Origin of the sequence: Vibrio marisflavi CECT 7928 (assembly GCF_921294215.1) — a bacterium.
Taxonomy (GTDB): domain Bacteria; phylum Pseudomonadota; class Gammaproteobacteria; order Enterobacterales; family Vibrionaceae; genus Vibrio; species Vibrio marisflavi.
Genome location: NZ_CAKLDM010000002.1, coordinates 1,309,355 through 1,325,524, shown reverse-complemented (window position 1 = coordinate 1,325,524; position 16,170 = coordinate 1,309,355). Strand labels below are relative to the sequence as shown.

Here is a 16,170-nt window from a genome sequence, read left to right as displayed (position 1 = left end):
AGTATCTAGAAGTGTAGAAGGCCTAGAGTAATGAAAGATCCAGAGTTTTGGCACAATAAGTGGGCGTCGAACCAGATTGGTTTTCACCTAAGTGAAGTGAACCCTATTTTAGTTAATTTTTGGGAGAGAACGTCCCCGAATCGAGATGACAAAGTGTTCGTTCCACTGTGTGGAAAAAGTGAAGATTTAATTTGGTTAGCCTCTAAGCATGATAGCGTGCAAGGTGTTGAGCTCAGTAAAATCGCGGTTCGCTCTTTCTTTTCTGAACATTTCTACACGCCAACAGTGATACCAGTAAATGGCCAGCATGAACTTTACCAATTTGATGAACTTTCTATCTATACAGGGGATTACTTTACTGCTCCGGTAGAGCCCGTAGATATTATTTACGATAGAGCTGCTTTGATCGCATTGCCTGAGGACATGCGTGAAAGTTACGTCGAGAGGCTACTGTCACTTCTAAAACCGGGTGGGCGAATCTTGTTAGTGACCTTGGACTACCAACAGTCAGAGATGTCGGGCCCTCCATTTAGCGTGCCTGAATACGAAGTAGAGCAGCTGTTTAAAGGCTGTAAGGTGACGCATTTATACCGTGACGATGCCGATGAAAATCATCCAAAGGTACAACAAAAAGGGTTGAGCCGATTTGCTGAAGAAGCTTGGTTAATTGAAACCTAGAAGGTAGGTACCCAAGTGCTTGTGGGCACTTGGGTAAAGCAATTTAATACTCTATTTCAATGTGGCTCGCAGCTTTAACTGCCGATTCAATGGCTAGCTCAATAGAGCTTTCTTTCGCCAGTACAACGCCAAGCCTGCGCTGTCCATCGATATCGGGCTTACCGAACAGACGAAGCTGGCAGGTTGGGTTTTCTAGCACTTTGTCTAGTGCATGATATCGAATGTTGTTAGATTTCCCTTGGCCCAATATTACCGCTGAAGCAGAATTGCCTAGTTGGTTGATTGTACCAACTGGTAAGCCTGTGAAAGCTCGGACATGAAGGGCAAATTCTGACATGTCTTGTGAAATCAGAGTGACTAAGCCAGTATCATGTGGACGAGGCGACACTTCGTTAAAAATAACCTCATCACCTTTGATAAACAGTTCGACGCCAAATATTCCATATCCTCCTAACGCATTGACGACTTCTTTAGCAGCGTGCTGTGCTTTAATTAGAGCGGTCTGTGACATACTCTGTGGTTGCCAAGATTCGCGATAGTCACCGTCTTCTTGCCTGTGGCCAATTGGGTCGCAGAAATGAACACCATTTATTGAACGAGCGGTGAGTAAAGTGATTTCGTAATCAAAATCAATGAACCCTTCGACAATTACTCTCCCAGCTTCACCACGACCACCTTGTTGTGAGTAGTCCCAAGCTCTTTTGACTTGCTCGGCTTTGCGAATCACGCTTTGTCCTTTGCCAGATGAACTCATGACTGGTTTACAAACGCAAGGTAGACCAACGTGCTCAATCGCTAACAGAAAGTCTTGATAATTGTCAGCAAATTGATATGGCGAAGTTTGAAGGCCAAGCTGTTCCGCCGCAAGTTTTCGAATACCTTCTCGATCCATGGTAAGTTTGACCGCTTTTGCTGAAGGTACGACATTTAAACCCTGTTGTTCTAGTTCAACTAGCACATCAGTAGCGATAGCCTCAATTTCAGGAACGATATAGTGCGGGTTTTCAAGTTCAACAACTTTACGCAGCTGCATTTCGTCTAACATGTTTAATACATGAGAACGGTGAGCGACTTGCATTGCGGGCGCGTTGGGATATCTATCACATGCGATCACTTCAAGCCCAAGTCTTTGACACTCGATGGCGACTTCTTTGCCTAGCTCTCCTGAGCCTAATAATAAAACACGAGTAGCGTTTGAAGTCGTAGCTGAACCAAACATAAAAAACCTTGTAATAAATATGGATAAGTCGTTAGTGGCCAAATAATACTTGAACAAGACAAAAAAGCAAACGTTTGCTTTTTTGTCTTCAATTGAATTTTCTACGCCACGTAGCGTTTATTTCTTGAAATGTTACAGCAAGGTAAGTGTGATGTTTACAACCCAAGTTATTGACTGAGTATTTCAAGAGCTAGGTCGAAGTCGAACTCTTCTAGTGCACTGGTTAATTGACGGAATTTAGAGTCACTGATACCAAGCACCGAAGCAGATTCAATATTCTCAATATAGCTGACAGCGCTAGTATCACTTTGATTTAACAAATCGATTAATGTGGTATAAGCATGTTGGTCGTATAGCTCATCACTATTCTTTGTGGTTGTCGTTTTGTCTTCTCTAGCATTGATTTGAGGGTGGGAGCTTATGTTATTAATGACTTGATTCAGTACATGAAGTAGCTCTGATTTCAATGTTTCATCGCTAAGGTTTGACTCTAAATCTTGACTAGCTTTATGTAGTTCAATTGCCCCAAGGTTGCCAGCAACACCTTTTAGAGTGTGAATATAGATTTTCCGAGTTTCTAGATTGGTATTGTTGATTTGTTCTCTAACTGTTTCAAGGTCGTTATAGCTAGCTAAGAAACGTTTCACCAACTTTATATATAAGTCGACATTGCCATTGGTTCTTGTTAAACCCTGCTGAGTGTCAATTCCTTCTATTTCAATGGCAAGCTGGTCAACGGTGGTGGATTTCCTTTCATCTGGTTCTAATCTGTTTTGGGGCGAGATCCAGTTAGCCAATGTCCTGAACATGTCGGCCACATCGATCGGTTTGGCAACCATATCATTCATTCCGACTTGCATGATTTTCTCGATATCCTTTTCCATAACGTTGGCTGTCATGGCGATGATGGGGATTTGATTGTCTGACAACTCAGTCCGAATATATTCGGTGGCTTCATACCCATCCATGATGGGCATTTGGCAATCCATGAGGATTCCATCAAATGTTTCCTCTCTAAGCATATCAATCGCAACTTGGCCGTTTTCTGCCACTTTGACATTTATTTGTTGGCTTTTGAGAAGTTCAACCGCGAGCTCTTGGTTAATTTCATTGTCTTCTACAAGCAGCAGTTTTGCGCCAGCTAACGTACTCGTGTTCTCCTGTAAATCCTGCTCTTCTTTTTCGTTAGAAGTTAACTGGGCGCTATCTATATCAAAAAGATTAGCTATTGCGGTATATAAGCTGGAATGAATAATGGGCTTGTCAACAATATACGGAACAGGCAAGTTTCGGCTTTGGAATGCATTAGATAGTTCTTCACGTCCGTGAGCGGTCATCATAATGACTTTACCATATCCAGAGAGCCTATACCTCTCGTGTAAATGCTCAATTAAATCGACACCACCTTTGTTTGGCATTTTCCAGTCAACAATTAGAAGGTCGTAGGGGGGTGTATTACTTAGTCGATTTTCGAATCTTGTTAATGCGTCTTCAACGCTGTCAGAGCATTCGTTTTTGACATTGCATGAATCAAGTATGTCGGAGACAATTAATCGCGCACTAGCATTGTCATCAACTACTAAGACGTTAAGTTTACTTAAGGCTTTAGGGGACGTCGAATTGGATTTACTTAGCGCTTGGCTAATTTTCATTTTTGTTGTGAATGTAAAAGTTGAGCCCACGCCAAGCTGGCTTTGTACGGATATATCTCCCCCCATCAATTGACTGAGCTCCTTGCTGATCGCCAAGCCTAGTCCTGTTCCACCATACTTGCGGGTTGTTGATGTATCAGCTTGGGTAAATTTATTGAACAGCTTTGCACATTGCTCTGGAGACATACCAATACCACTATCCGAAACACTGTATTTGAGCGTTACGTGTTCACTAGATTGCGCTTGAACCGCGATATGGATTTTGACTTCACCTTTTTCGGTAAATTTCACCGCGTTGTTTGCCAGGTTTATCAGTATTTGCCCCAGCCGTAAAGGATCGCCCACCAAAGCTTTAGGTACATTGTTTTCGACGTGAATTAGAAGTTCTAGGCTTCTCTCTGATGCTCGGAGCCCAACCAAGTTGGAGACGTTATTCAATACGTTTTCAAGCAAGAAGTCGACATTTTCGATATCTAACTTACCTGCTTCGATTTTGGAGAAATCCAATATGTCATTAATTAAACCTAGTAGACTGTCAGCAGATAGTTTTACTTTGTTGATATAGTTTCGCTGTACTTTAGAAAGGTCAGTTTTCAACGCTAGGTAGCTCATTCCGATGATGGCATTCATTGGGGTTCGAATTTCATGGCTCATGTTAGCGAGGAAATCAGATTTAGCTTGGTTGGCTGAATTTGCCTCATCACGTGCGTTAGCGAGTTGTTTCGCAAACCGTTGAAGTGCGCTGTGGGACTTGTTGGCTAATATACCAAGTAGCATCAAAGTGACGATAAATATAGCGCCACCAATAGCGAGGTGTTTAACGAACCCATCAGAGTGCTCGACGATATTAAGCTGCCTATCATATGTTGGTTTTATGTATGTAACCATTGCCTGATATGAGCTGTTCAACAATATACGTTGCGAGTTAAGGGTTGTCTTCTTGTGGACTAGCTCTCCAAATAGCGAAAGATACTGGTCAGTGTTGGACGCAATCTCTGCAAGAGGGCGCTGATCATCACTTGTATGCTGCTCTAACACCCGAATGGTATTCAGTGCTTCAGACAAAATGGCTAACACTTCTTCGGCTAGATATTTCTGTTTTTCGGCGGAAGTTGATATGAAGTAATCCCGATCCACTTGTTGAGCGGAACTGATAAAACTATGTAGCTTCAATAACGTCGTTCCAAATGTGAGCCTATTACTCACGCTTTGTTGTTGCCTAGTAAGTTTGGACTGTAAATCTCTAATCTTTTGTTGGTAAAAGTCTTTCAAACTGAGCGTGGAGCGGGTAAGTTCATTTCCAGCACTTTCAACGATTTTAATGACATGGGTTTTATGAGAGCCAGAATATTTTGCTTGATGTTTTAGCTGAACACTAGTTGTTAAGTACCTTTTTAAAGCATTCCTAACTAGCAATATCTTGCTCTTTGCATCAGCCTCGTCAGTCCGGCTTAGCAGCTGACCAAGGATGTTGTTGATATAGGACAATTCGATTTGGTATTGAGAAAACAGCTTGAGTTGCCCATTACTCATGTAAGATTTCAAATACTGCGTTGCGTTGTATATATGCTCGACGATTTTTTGCGACTCAATCGTGTCTTTAGTTATTGAATCAAGGAGTGCTCGGCTGAAGTTTACTTCTGCAATCCCATCTTCAACGAGTTTTGTGTGTTGATCTTGTAAAGAGTGAATCGCATCTGAGGTTCGTACCGAAGTTTGGAACATTTGAGTTCGTATTGAAGTGGCAAGCATATCTGTTGCAACAAACTCTTTGTATTTACTTGCGTATTGATCCAAAAGTTTCTCAACTTCATCCCTTTCTATTGTCGGTGTTAATTCAGCGAGACTTTTAGCTTTGGAAATCTCATTTAGTAGTGTGTCTGTCGTGTCTGAGTTCGGTTGGTCAATGTAGCTTTGCTCAAGCAGTTTAATTTTGCTGATAGAGGATAAAATCTGTGCGTTGTGAGCATATTGATCGACTGTTTCAAATCTTTGGCTCAAGCTATTCCAAGCAATGGTTCCGACAATAACTAACAATATTGCAGTTATAACAAAGCCAGACAGAATTCTTTTTGAGTCAATCGAATAGTTCGTCGGTTGCTTCATTTAACAGTCGCGCCTTTTATTCTTCGTCTTTGAATGATTCTTTTATTTTTACTATATCTGAAGTTTTCTCTAAAAAGATTGAGACTAGGTTAGGATCAAAGTGTTTCCCGGACTGTTGTTGCAAAAAGGACTTGGCGTCGTCCACTGACCATGCATGTTTGTATGGCCGTTCACTAGTCAACGCGTCAAACACATCTGCGATTGCGACGATTCTGGCGCTGAGAGGGATCTGTTCGCCTTCGAGGCCATGAGGGTATCCACTACCATCCCACTTTTCATGATGATAAAGCGCGATATCTTGTGCCATCTGCAATAACTCGGAGTCACTTCCACCGATAATATCACCCCCGATACTCACATGTTTCTGCATTATTTCCCATTCGTCTGGGTCAAGTTTTCCCGGCTTTCTGAGGATGTGGTCAGGTATGCCAATTTTGCCGATATCATGCATGGGAGAGGCGTGGAATAAAAGCTCCACCCAGTCGGCGCTAACGTCTAGTTGTTGTGCTAGCAATGCGGAATAATGACTCATTCGCACGACGTGCATGCCTGTCTCATTGTCTTTATATTCTGCTGCTCGTCCTAACCGTTGAATGATTTCTAAGCGGCTTTTTTCAAGCTGTTCAGTCCTTTGACGTACTTGGCCAGAAAGCGCGAGGTTTTGGTCATATAAAGAGATGTGTGTTTTGACTCTCGCGAGTACTATAGGAGGGCTTACAGGCTTGCTTATGTAGTCAACAGCGCCAAGCTCGAATCCTTTCTGCTCATCTACGGTATCGGTTTTTGCTGTAACAAATATAATGGGTATATTCGTAGTGAAGGGGTTTGATTTCAGTCTATTACAGACTTCATATCCATCCATATCAGGCATCATTATATCGAGCAATATCAGATGCGGTTTCGGGATTGTGTTGGCAATTTTTATTGCTTTAGGTCCATTGGTCGCAGCTTTGATCCTGAAGTCATCAGAAAGAATTCCAGAAAGCGTATGAATGTTGTCTGGGATGTCGTCAACTATTAGTATGACTAGTCTTTCCTTTTGATCATCTTGCATCATAATACTTCCACTTTAGTGACACCGTAATTTAAGCGAGTCTAATTGGTCTTAAAGCCTTTATAAAAGATAGTGTTATCTGGCATTAATTCCATTTTTTATTGGGGTACTTGTGAAAGCAACATGAGTTTGTTTCCTGTAGTCTCAAACAAAAGACTCGCGGAAAATGAGAGTAGCGTTGGTATTGTGAAGTCTGAGAAATGTAGTTAAAGGAGATAAGTAACATTTCTGCTTGCGAAGTGAGCCTAACGGGGGCAAAGGTAGTTGTTAGAGGGCGAAAGACCTAAGGCACCCCCTAACAAAATTATTTCATTGAAGGGCAACAAAACTCTGCGCGCCAAAGTACTTTTCTGGCGCCGCAGCATTTCATTGTATTTAGCACTTCTTTGCCGGACATTTGAGGATAGGAGTCGATAAGTTGCATCTCTTTATTGTTTGCGTTGCCTCGATAGACTCGTATGTGAGTGAAAGTATCACTTAGACGTTCGCACAACATTCCTTTCGACAAGCAAATACCAAAAACGTCACGCTTCATCAATTTTTCCGTTAACCTTGCCATACTATGTTCCTTTGACTGTTTTTCATGTGGAACGCTGCGTTATGTTTGGTTATTTGCAATCACCACACGGAGTCTTATTCTTTCACTAGATTCGTCTTCAATTATACCTCTCCAAAACACACACTGCTTAAATAATAAACAGATTATTGTGTGATCTTATGCATATTCTGTGATGTATTCTTTTATGTGTTACGCACTTCTAGTCGCAAATTCTAGCTAATTATTATGAATTCCTTGCATACCTAGTCTTCATCTTTCAATGAATGTGGGCTTCACCTAGCGTGAGACTAGACTATTGCTCATTCGACTCCTACATTTTAATGATAAATGGAACAGTAAAATATTTGAGGTAGCAATGGATTGGAAATTTCGGTCAGTACTGGCTGTTAGCTTAATTTGCTGCGCTGCCTTGGTTTCTGCTAGTAATAAAGCTTCTTTAGACCGATTGAGTTACGTTACAGAAGAATATCCTCCATACAATTATACCGAGAATGGCGAGCTTTACGGTATTGCTGTTGACGTTCTGTTGAAATCTTCTGAAATCTCTGGTGATTCGATTTCTAAGTCGAGCATCTTAGTTTTGCCGTGGTCGAGTGGTTACCGTTCTGCTCTGATTGAAAAAGACAAAGTCGTTTTCTCTACAACCCGAACTAAATTAAGGGAGAACTTGTTTCAGTGGGTTGGGCCCATCAGTAAAACCCGAATTGTTGTTATGGCGGCCAAAAAGAGGGCAATAGAGATCACTTCTCCCGAGCAGTTAATTGAGTATTCGATAGGGGTGATTCGTGATGACGTTGGTGAACAACTCTTACTTGAGTTAGGTGTACCGCGCGAGTCGATGCAAGAAAGAAGTGATGCCGAAGTTTTAGCAAAATCGCTTAAAAAGGGCCGAATTGACCTATGGGCGTATGAAGAAAATGTCGCACGCTGGTGGTTAGATAAATTTGGCTATGATCAGAAAGAGTTTGAAGTTGTATACGTGTTACAAGAAGGTGAGTTGTACTACGCTTTTAATAGAAATGTCGATATCGTTTTGATTAATAAGCTACAGCGTGCACTGAATATTTTAAAGAACAATGTTACGGAAAACGGTACGACTGAATATCAAAAGATAGTAGATAAGTATCGGTGAAGAAATTTTATGACTACATCAAGCAGTACAATACTAACTGAAAGTGGTACCAATGAGCTTGAAATTATTGAATTTCATTTGAAAAAGCAGCTTCCTGATGGTGGTACGAAAATTTGTTACTACGGTATCAATGTCGCCAAAGTTCGAGAAGTAATCCAAGTTCCTGAAACAACCGACTACCCAAACGCTCAACCACATATGATAGGCGTCTTTTCTTCTCGTGACATATTGACACCGCTGGTGGATCTTGGAGGGTGGTTAGGTGTCCCGACACCAAAGGATATCGACAAAAAGTTTGTTATCGTGACGGACTTTAACAAAATGACCAATGGTTTTTTAATCGATAGTATCAGCCGCATTCATCGGATATCTTGGAATGATGTTGAATCGCCAAGTCAATTCTTGGAAGCAGGTGAGCAGGATTGCGTAGTCGCTGTTGTACGCAAAGACGAAAACCTAATAATGATTCTGGATTTTGAAAAAATTATCGCCGATATCAATCCAGAATTGAGTATGGAAAAGTACGACATCACGGTTGACCGCTCTGTAGATCTAAACCAAAAAATGGTAACGAAACGCAACGGAAAAACAATCATGGTTGTGGATGACTCTGCTTTCATTCGTAGCTTAATACAAGACACGTTATCTTCCTCTGGCTACAACATCATTGCTTGTAAAGACGGTGGTGAAGCTCATGAAAAGTTGATGGAGCTGCAAAAAGTTTCTGAAGAGGAAACTGTGCCGATCTCCGAAGTTATCAACGCTGTGGTCACTGATGTAGAAATGCCCAAGATGGACGGTATGCACTTAGTTAAAAGGCTACGTGACAACGAAGTATATATGAAGCTACCCATTGTGATGTTTTCCTCATTGATGAGCGAAGACAATCGGATCAAAGCTTTATCATTGGGTGCAAACGACACTATTACAAAACCGGAAATAGGTAAAATCGTATCTATGATGGATAAGTATATATTTGGTGAGGAATAAGTATTATATTAGTTGAGGTTCTATAAATTCATTAAATATCAGGCGAATAGATGGAAAACATAATTATAATTTTTGTCCTGTTGGTCATTTTTTTTATTCTGGCACAAAAGAAACTAGTCAAACAAGATTTGTTAAAAGAGAGTAACTACAAGAAGAAAGGGCCTTTACTTAATTTAAAAGAAGGGGCCTTTTTTAATGCCTTAAAAACAGCTGTTGGAGACAACGGTGTTGTTATGACAAAAGTTAGCATGACTAGCGTTGTTGGTCCGGAAGCGAGAAACAAAAAGCAGTGGTTTGTCGCGAATCAACGTATTGCAAAGAGCTACTTCGACTATGTTGTTTGTGATCCTCGAACTATGGAAGTACGGGTCGTTATAGAGCTAGATAATGGGTTAGAACTTAACAAAGGAAAAGTAGAAAGAGAAAAGCTGCTTATTCACGTTTGTAAGTCTGCTGGGATTCCTCTTATAGGAACTTCGGTTAGGCATAGTTACCAAGTCAGTCGACTTAGAAGGTTACTTGCTGCTCATATCGACTTAATTGAAGAGGATGGGGACATTCGGTTTTGTAAAAAATGTGGAAGCCCAATGGTTATTCGTATAGCAAGTGTGGGCGAACACAAAGGGCGGCGTTTCTTTACTTGTAGCCGCCAGCCTCAATGTACGTACACAGAAAATTACAATGTTGTTTTTGAAACTGAAGATGGGGCGCATGAAGAGTAGAACATCTTAAATGGAAATAGCCGCAAGGATTGGGGCTATTGAACATAGCCCAAACTTCCTCAGTTTCAGCGCAACCAAGTTGGACATTCTGCACCTTGCGACCATACTGAATAAAACGAAAGGTAAAGCTCTATACTGCCCAAGGATGGTAATTGATGCAGGGAATATTGGCCAAGTCTAACAAATTATTTAATCGGCGAAGCCTGTCCAATCGGATATTGTTTTATATTCTACTTTGCAGCACATTTCTCGCTCTTATCATTACTGCAACCCAGCTTCTGTGGGACTATCAGCACGATGTAAAAAGAATTCGGAATAATATCGATCAGATTGAAGCAAGCTTCATTGAACCTATAGCTGCGAGTTACTGGAGCCTCGATGAGGATCAGATACGCGTTCAAGTTGAAGGTATTATGAACTTTCCTAATATGACGTACGTTATGGTGTCTGAGGGAACAGAAGAAAGTGATGCTCCTTTAATAGAAAGAGGAACACTTAAAGATAGTTTTGATATTCAACGCGAGTTCGAGTTGGTATTTGAAGAGGAGGTGGTAGGAAAGTTGCTGGTTGCCGCTTCTCTTGATGAGGTTTATCAGAGGTTGATAGAGAAGTCAGCGTTATTGTTAGTCAGCCAAATGATTAAAACCTTTATCGTTTCTATAGCCATTCTTTGGATAATTCACCTTCTTTTAATACGTCATCTGAACCGTATGGCTAAGTATACGTATTCACTTAATTTTGAGGAGTTCGGTCAGTCATTAAAGCTTGTTGGCCGAGAGGTTGAGCCAAAGCACCCAGATGAATTGGATATCTTAACTCGCACGATAAATGAAATGAGAGAGAAAATACATTTAGAATTGGATGAACGTAAGTTGGCAAACCAACAGCTGGTTGTAGAAAAAGAATTCTCTGAGACAATTATTGAGTCTTCAAGCACCGTGATTTGCTGTATCGATAAAGACTTATCGGTTAAAACAATGAACAGTGCTGGTGAAAAACTTACCGGTATCACTCGAGACGATATGTTGGGGAAAAACTGGTTGTCTATCTTTTCACATGATATTGATGTTCAGCTCCTCACATCACAAATACAAAATTCATCCAGTCTGCATGAACAAGAATTGGAGATGATCACACCGGAGCATGGTAAGTGCGTTCTAATTTGGAGTTTTGTACCTTTTTATCAGCAAGGCGAATTACAGCAATATATCGCATTTGGTTACAATGTAACGTCCTTGAAGAATATTCAAATTGAATTAAATAGCCTCAATGAAAGCCTAGAATCTAAGGTGGCGGAAAGAACGTTAAGTTTAGAAAATAGTAACAAACAGCTTGCGGAAGCCTTCGATCAGCTGCAGCAAACGCAGACCATTCTGGTTGAGTCAGAAAAAATGGCGAGTTTAGGGAGCTTGGTTGCAGGGATAGCTCATGAAATAAATACTCCTCTTGGTATCAGTTTGACTGCGGCTTCTTTTCTGCGTGACCAATCACGTGATTTATCAAGAGTGACTGAAAGCAGGGAATTGACAGAGTCAGATATAGAAGATTTTACCGCTGGTATAAATGAATCAACCGATCTATTAATAGGTAGTTTAAACCGAGCTTCGCAGCTAGTTCGTAGCTTTAAGCAAGTCGCGGTCGATCAGTCGAGTGAGGCGTGTTACCGATTTAATGTTGATGAGAACCTACAACAAGTACTAACGTCTTTAAACCACAAACTGAAAAAATCCAATAGCGTAGTTACGACTGAATGTGATCCTGATTTAACCATTACTAGCTTTCCGGGAAGCTTCGCTCAAATTTACTCCAATTTAGTGATTAACTCTATTATCCATGGTTTTGAAAACTGGGAAGGCGACAGGAAAATTCATATTTCTATTGAACAAAAACAAGGGCGCTTATTTATAGATTACTGCGACACTGGCAAAGGCATCGAGAAAAATATGGTAGATAGAATCTTTGACCCATTTGTTACGACCAAAAGAGGTGCCGGAGGAAGTGGCTTAGGGACGCATGTAATTTACAACCTTGTTGTTCAACTTCTAAAAGGGAACATTACCTGTGATAGTAAAGTTACCGAAGGTGTCCGGTTTTTAATTGATCTACCGTATAAGAGTTAAGAGTTAAGAGTCGATCAGACTCAGCACGGAGCAAATTGGGTATTAGATTGAAAATTTTAAAGTTTATTGCGGGAATATGCATGGACAAAATTGGCAATTTTTCTAGCTCCGTCCATACTTTGTTAGTAAATGATTTTACTCATGGCCAAAACACATAAAGGGAAGAAGATAATGTTCCTGAGCAAGGATAATGTGGATGCCTAAATTGAAGCCAAGTTTCAAAAACATCGCTAGTCAACAAAGCCTTTCATTTCGCTTACTCTCATACATTCTTCTTTGTAGTAGTGTTCTGGCTGTTGTTATTACTGCGGTTCAGCTGTTTTGGGACTATAGGCAAGATGTTGGTCAAATAGAAAATAGTATCGATCAAATCGAAGTGAGTTTCTTAGAGTCGATTGCAACTAGTTACTGGAACTTGGATCAAGCGCAGGTCGAAGTTCAACTTGATGGGATAATGAGACTCCCGAATATGCAGTATGTAGTAGTAAAAGAGATATTAGGTGATGCGTTAGTACCGCTCATCGAGCGAGGTGCGATAAAAAAGAAATACGATATTAGCAGGGAGTTTGATCTAGTCTATCAAGGGCAGCTGGTTGGTAAGCTATTTGTTGCTGCGACTTTAGATGAGGTCTATGATCGAATTTTAAACAAGTCGGTAATCATTTTAGTTAGCCAAGGCGTGAAAACGTTTGTTGTTTCCATCGTCATATTGTGGCTTATATATCTTCTCGTTATTCGCCATATCAACAAGTTTGTTCAATACACCAAGCATCTCGATTTAAGCCCTAGTGGGAGCCCTTTAGTGCTTGAGGGAAGACACACTAGAAGCACTCCTGACGAGTTGGATATGCTCGCAGAAACTATCAACGATATGCGAAAGAAAATTATCGATGAACTCGAAGCGAAAAAGCACTCAAATATACAGCTCCAACAAGAAAGAGACTTCTCAGACACGATAATAAAGACGTCGAGCACAATCATCTGCTGTCTAAATGAAGACATGACCATCGAGACGATAAACCCAAGTGGTGAGAAAATAACTGGTTTAACCGCTGTGCAGTTGAATGGTCGAAATTGGCTAAATTTGTTTGCGCAAGATGATAACAAGCAAGGTATAGTCGACAAGATTCGCTACAGCGGTGAAATCAATGACCTTGAAATCGTCATGCTTGATCACGCTGGACAGCTCAGCACTGTTGTTTGGAATTTTGTTCCTTTTTACCAAAACGAAGAGTTAGAGTATTACATCGGATTTGGCTACGATGTTACCGACTTAAAAGAAGTGCAATTGGAATTTAAGTTGCTCAACGAGCAACTAGAGCAAAAAGTTCGTGAGCGCACTTCTAGCCTCGAAGAAAGCAATTTGCAACTTACCAAAGCAGTGACGGAGCTAAAGCAAACGCAAGACATTCTTGTCGAGTCTGAGAAGATGGCGAGTTTAGGAGAGCTAGTCGCAGGTGTTGCTCATGAGGTCAATACTCCAATTGGAGTGTGTGTTACTGCAGCTTCGTTTTTACAAGAGCAGACAGATATTTTTGAGCAACAATTTAAAGATAAAAAATTGACCGAAGAAGATGTGAATGCATTTATTGAATGCCTAAATGATTCATCGGATATTCTAGCCAATAGTTTAACTAGAGCGTCAGAGCTGATTAAGAGCTTTAAACAAGTTGCCGTCGATCAATCAAGCGAGGCAAGCTATAACTTCAATATGGCGGAGAACTTAGGCCAGGTTATTGCTTCATTACATCACAAGCTTAAGAAAGCGCATTGTGAAGTTGTAGTTGAATGTGAGAAAGACCTTAATTTGACCAGCTTCCCAGGTAGTTTCGTACAAATATACTCAAACTTGATTATTAACTCGATTATTCATGGGTTTGAAGATTGGGAAGGTGAGAAAAAAATCTACATCGAGATAAAACGCAACGGCGATCATGTGTATATTGATTATCGAGATACGGGCCGTGGCTTGGATGCGGAAATAGCAGACCGTATCTTCGATCCATTTGTAACCTCTAAAAGAGGGCTTGGTGGTAGTGGGTTAGGGACGCATGTTGTTTACAATTTAGTTGTGCAATTACTAAGAGGTAAAATTGACTGCGATGCAGCGGTAAACGAGGGTGTCCGTTTCCATATTGTTATACCTTATACGCCTTAACTAAGCGTAAAGACTGAAAATTACCCATCCCGGTGATATGTTCGCCAGTTAACTCATAAATCAACAATTTGTACTTGCACAGCAATCAAACTCTCGCTAATATCCTTCTCGTTCTTAAGGAATGGGTCCGTAGCTCAGTTGGTTAGAGTACTACCTTGACATGGTAGGGGTCGGCGATTCGAGTTCGCCCGGACCCACCACTCCTTAACGCATACTTATGCAAAAGAACAAAAATTTGGGTCCGTAGCTCAGTTGGTTAGAGTATCGCCTTGACATGGCGGGGGTCGGCGATTCGAGTTCGCCCGGACCCACCAAGTTTGACAACAAAGCCAAGCGCTTAGCTTGGCTTTGTTGTATCTGGAATCTTTTCAAATTGTCTTCGTTTTTCTTCTTTAAATCCTAAAATTCGCACTGCATAAATATTCTGACTTATGCAGATAGTCTACGTTGACCTACATCTTGTTAGGCACAAATGGGCACGCTGGTGCCCATTTGTGCCCAGCTCATTGCTACACTACTATTAGTAGCTCAATATGTATATCTACAGTACAAGCAGCACAATTTGCAGTATTAAGATGTCGCTGAAATCAGGCTTTATCAATACATATTAGCTAATACTAATTAGAGACACGTGTCATTCAAACTTCTTCGAGTCCATCGAGTTAGAGTTATAATTAGAAGAGAAGGTACGATGTCTTTGGGTACCTAAGCCCAGTTAATCTGTATCAGTAAAATGTCGCTTAATGAAGCGTACAGTCTAGTTGAAGCTGATCAACGAAAATTTTTATTCCTACCCTATACATAGCCACATTATGGTCGAATGTAACATAGAACCGTTAATATCAACGATTACTAGGACTTTCTTATGGCTCTTTACCTTCAGCAATCATGGGCGTTTAATCTGGCGGACCAAGGTACAGATATTTCTAACGAAATGAACAAGTGGTCAAATGAGTTGACCTCAGGTATGCGCATTACCCAAAATGGTGATGCAGATGCGTATGAAATTTACATGAATCAAGAGAATACGGCTACTAGCTTGACCACAGTGAAAAACTCACTAGTCAATAGCTCAAGCGCATTAAGTCTCGCGCAAAATAGCCTTACCTCCATATTGAAATATTTAAACCAAGCAAAGCAGGTTGCGATCAAGGCAGAAGACAACACCAATGGAACAGCTGCTTACACTGACCTTAAGGGGAATTGGCAATCACTGTTGCAGGAAGCGCAAACGACTGCCAACAATACTAAGTACAATGGCCAGAATTTGCTTCTAAACGCAACTCCTGGCACTGGCACTATGAACTACACATTCAAGGCCGGATTATTGGGAAGTGGTGGTACAGGTTTAATATATGCAACCGATGGTGAAGGGGGGCAAGATACTACCAAGCTTAGTAGTTCACTTGCTGGTACAGGCAGCGGAACTGGGGATTTGGATTTTACTGCGTTATATGGCCTTGATATGGCGAGCTCAGGAAATGCCAAGACTGCACTAGAGGACATAAATAGCAAGATTGCTGCCGTACAATCTGATTTAGATGAAGTCACTATAGGCTTAAATAAGATGCAGTCTACTTCTGAAAACATTGGTGCGCAAATCTCTACTACTCAAAAAGCGGCGACTAACTCAACCCAAACAGATTATTCATCTGCTGCCCAAAGTCTAGCGCTTGTTCAATCTCGTCAAACGACCCTGATTGGTATGGTAAAAACCAATGTTAACAATGTTAAGCAACTTTCTCAGCAACTTAGCCAAATGCTTTAATAGGAGTCACTA

At 40.9% G+C, this 16,170-nt stretch carries 12 protein-coding genes and 2 tRNA genes; 10 read left to right on the top strand and 4 right to left on the bottom strand.

The window, feature by feature from the left end; all coding sequences use genetic code 11:
• The first annotated feature begins 30 nt into the window (after positions 1–30).
• Complete coding sequence (locus L7A31_RS12830; RefSeq protein ID WP_237362151.1) at positions 31–678, top strand: thiopurine S-methyltransferase; 648 nt, start codon at positions 31–33, stop codon at positions 676–678.
• Positions 679–721: 43 nt separating this feature from the next.
• Here L7A31_RS12830 and purT read toward each other — a convergent pair whose 3' ends face one another.
• From purT to L7A31_RS12810, 4 genes are all read right to left on the bottom strand, one after another.
• Positions 722–1,897, bottom strand: coding sequence for a formate-dependent phosphoribosylglycinamide formyltransferase (gene purT / locus L7A31_RS12825; RefSeq protein ID WP_237362150.1), 1,176 nt, complete (start codon positions 1,895–1,897; stop codon positions 722–724).
• A gap of 167 nt (positions 1,898–2,064) precedes the next feature.
• Entirely contained in the window at positions 2,065–5,655 is a 3,591-nt protein-coding gene (locus L7A31_RS12820; protein ID WP_237362149.1) for a response regulator, read from the bottom strand.
• 16 nt (positions 5,656–5,671) lie between these two features.
• Positions 5,672–6,709 (bottom strand): response regulator, encoded by a 1,038-nt coding sequence (locus L7A31_RS12815; protein ID WP_237363566.1) that lies wholly within the window; start codon positions 6,707–6,709, stop codon positions 5,672–5,674.
• Between the two features lie 304 nt (positions 6,710–7,013).
• Positions 7,014–7,244: a hypothetical protein gene (locus L7A31_RS12810; RefSeq protein WP_237363565.1), complete on the bottom strand. Its 231-nt coding sequence runs from the start codon at positions 7,242–7,244 to the stop codon at positions 7,014–7,016.
• Positions 7,245–7,623: 379 nt separating this feature from the next.
• Here L7A31_RS12810 and L7A31_RS12805 point away from each other — a divergent pair, with 379 nt between their 5' ends.
• The 9 genes from L7A31_RS12805 (at position 7,624) to L7A31_RS12765 (ending at position 16,158) form a co-directional block, all read left to right on the top strand.
• On the top strand, positions 7,624–8,400 hold the full coding sequence (locus L7A31_RS12805; RefSeq protein WP_237362148.1) for a substrate-binding periplasmic protein: 777 nt from the start codon (positions 7,624–7,626) through the stop codon (positions 8,398–8,400).
• Between the two features lie 9 nt (positions 8,401–8,409).
• Entirely contained in the window at positions 8,410–9,390 is a 981-nt protein-coding gene (locus L7A31_RS12800) for a chemotaxis protein CheV (protein WP_237362146.1), read from the top strand.
• 50 nt (positions 9,391–9,440) lie between these two features.
• Positions 9,441–10,112 carry a DUF2726 domain-containing protein gene (locus L7A31_RS12795; RefSeq protein WP_237362144.1) on the top strand — a complete coding sequence of 224 codons (672 nt, stop codon included), beginning with the start codon at positions 9,441–9,443 and terminating at the stop codon, positions 10,110–10,112.
• Positions 10,113–10,122: 10 nt separating this feature from the next.
• On the top strand, positions 10,123–10,293 hold the full coding sequence (locus L7A31_RS12790; protein ID WP_237362142.1) for a hypothetical protein: 171 nt from the start codon (positions 10,123–10,125) through the stop codon (positions 10,291–10,293).
• Entirely contained in the window at positions 10,268–12,232 is a 1,965-nt protein-coding gene (locus L7A31_RS12785) for a PAS domain-containing sensor histidine kinase (protein ID WP_237362140.1), read from the top strand. Before L7A31_RS12790 ends, L7A31_RS12785 begins: the two co-directional genes overlap by 26 nt.
• 196 nt (positions 12,233–12,428) lie before the next feature.
• On the top strand, positions 12,429–14,390 hold the full coding sequence (locus L7A31_RS12780; protein ID WP_237362138.1) for a PAS domain-containing sensor histidine kinase: 1,962 nt from the start codon (positions 12,429–12,431) through the stop codon (positions 14,388–14,390).
• Between the two features lie 123 nt (positions 14,391–14,513).
• Positions 14,514–14,590 (top strand) — tRNA-Val (locus L7A31_RS12775).
• Positions 14,591–14,627: 37 nt separating this feature from the next.
• A tRNA-Val gene (locus L7A31_RS12770) sits at positions 14,628–14,704 on the top strand.
• Between the two features lie 551 nt (positions 14,705–15,255).
• Positions 15,256–16,158, top strand: a complete 903-nt coding sequence (locus L7A31_RS12765) for a flagellin N-terminal helical domain-containing protein (protein WP_237362136.1) — start codon at positions 15,256–15,258, stop codon at positions 16,156–16,158.
• Positions 16,159–16,170 lie beyond the last annotated feature (12 nt).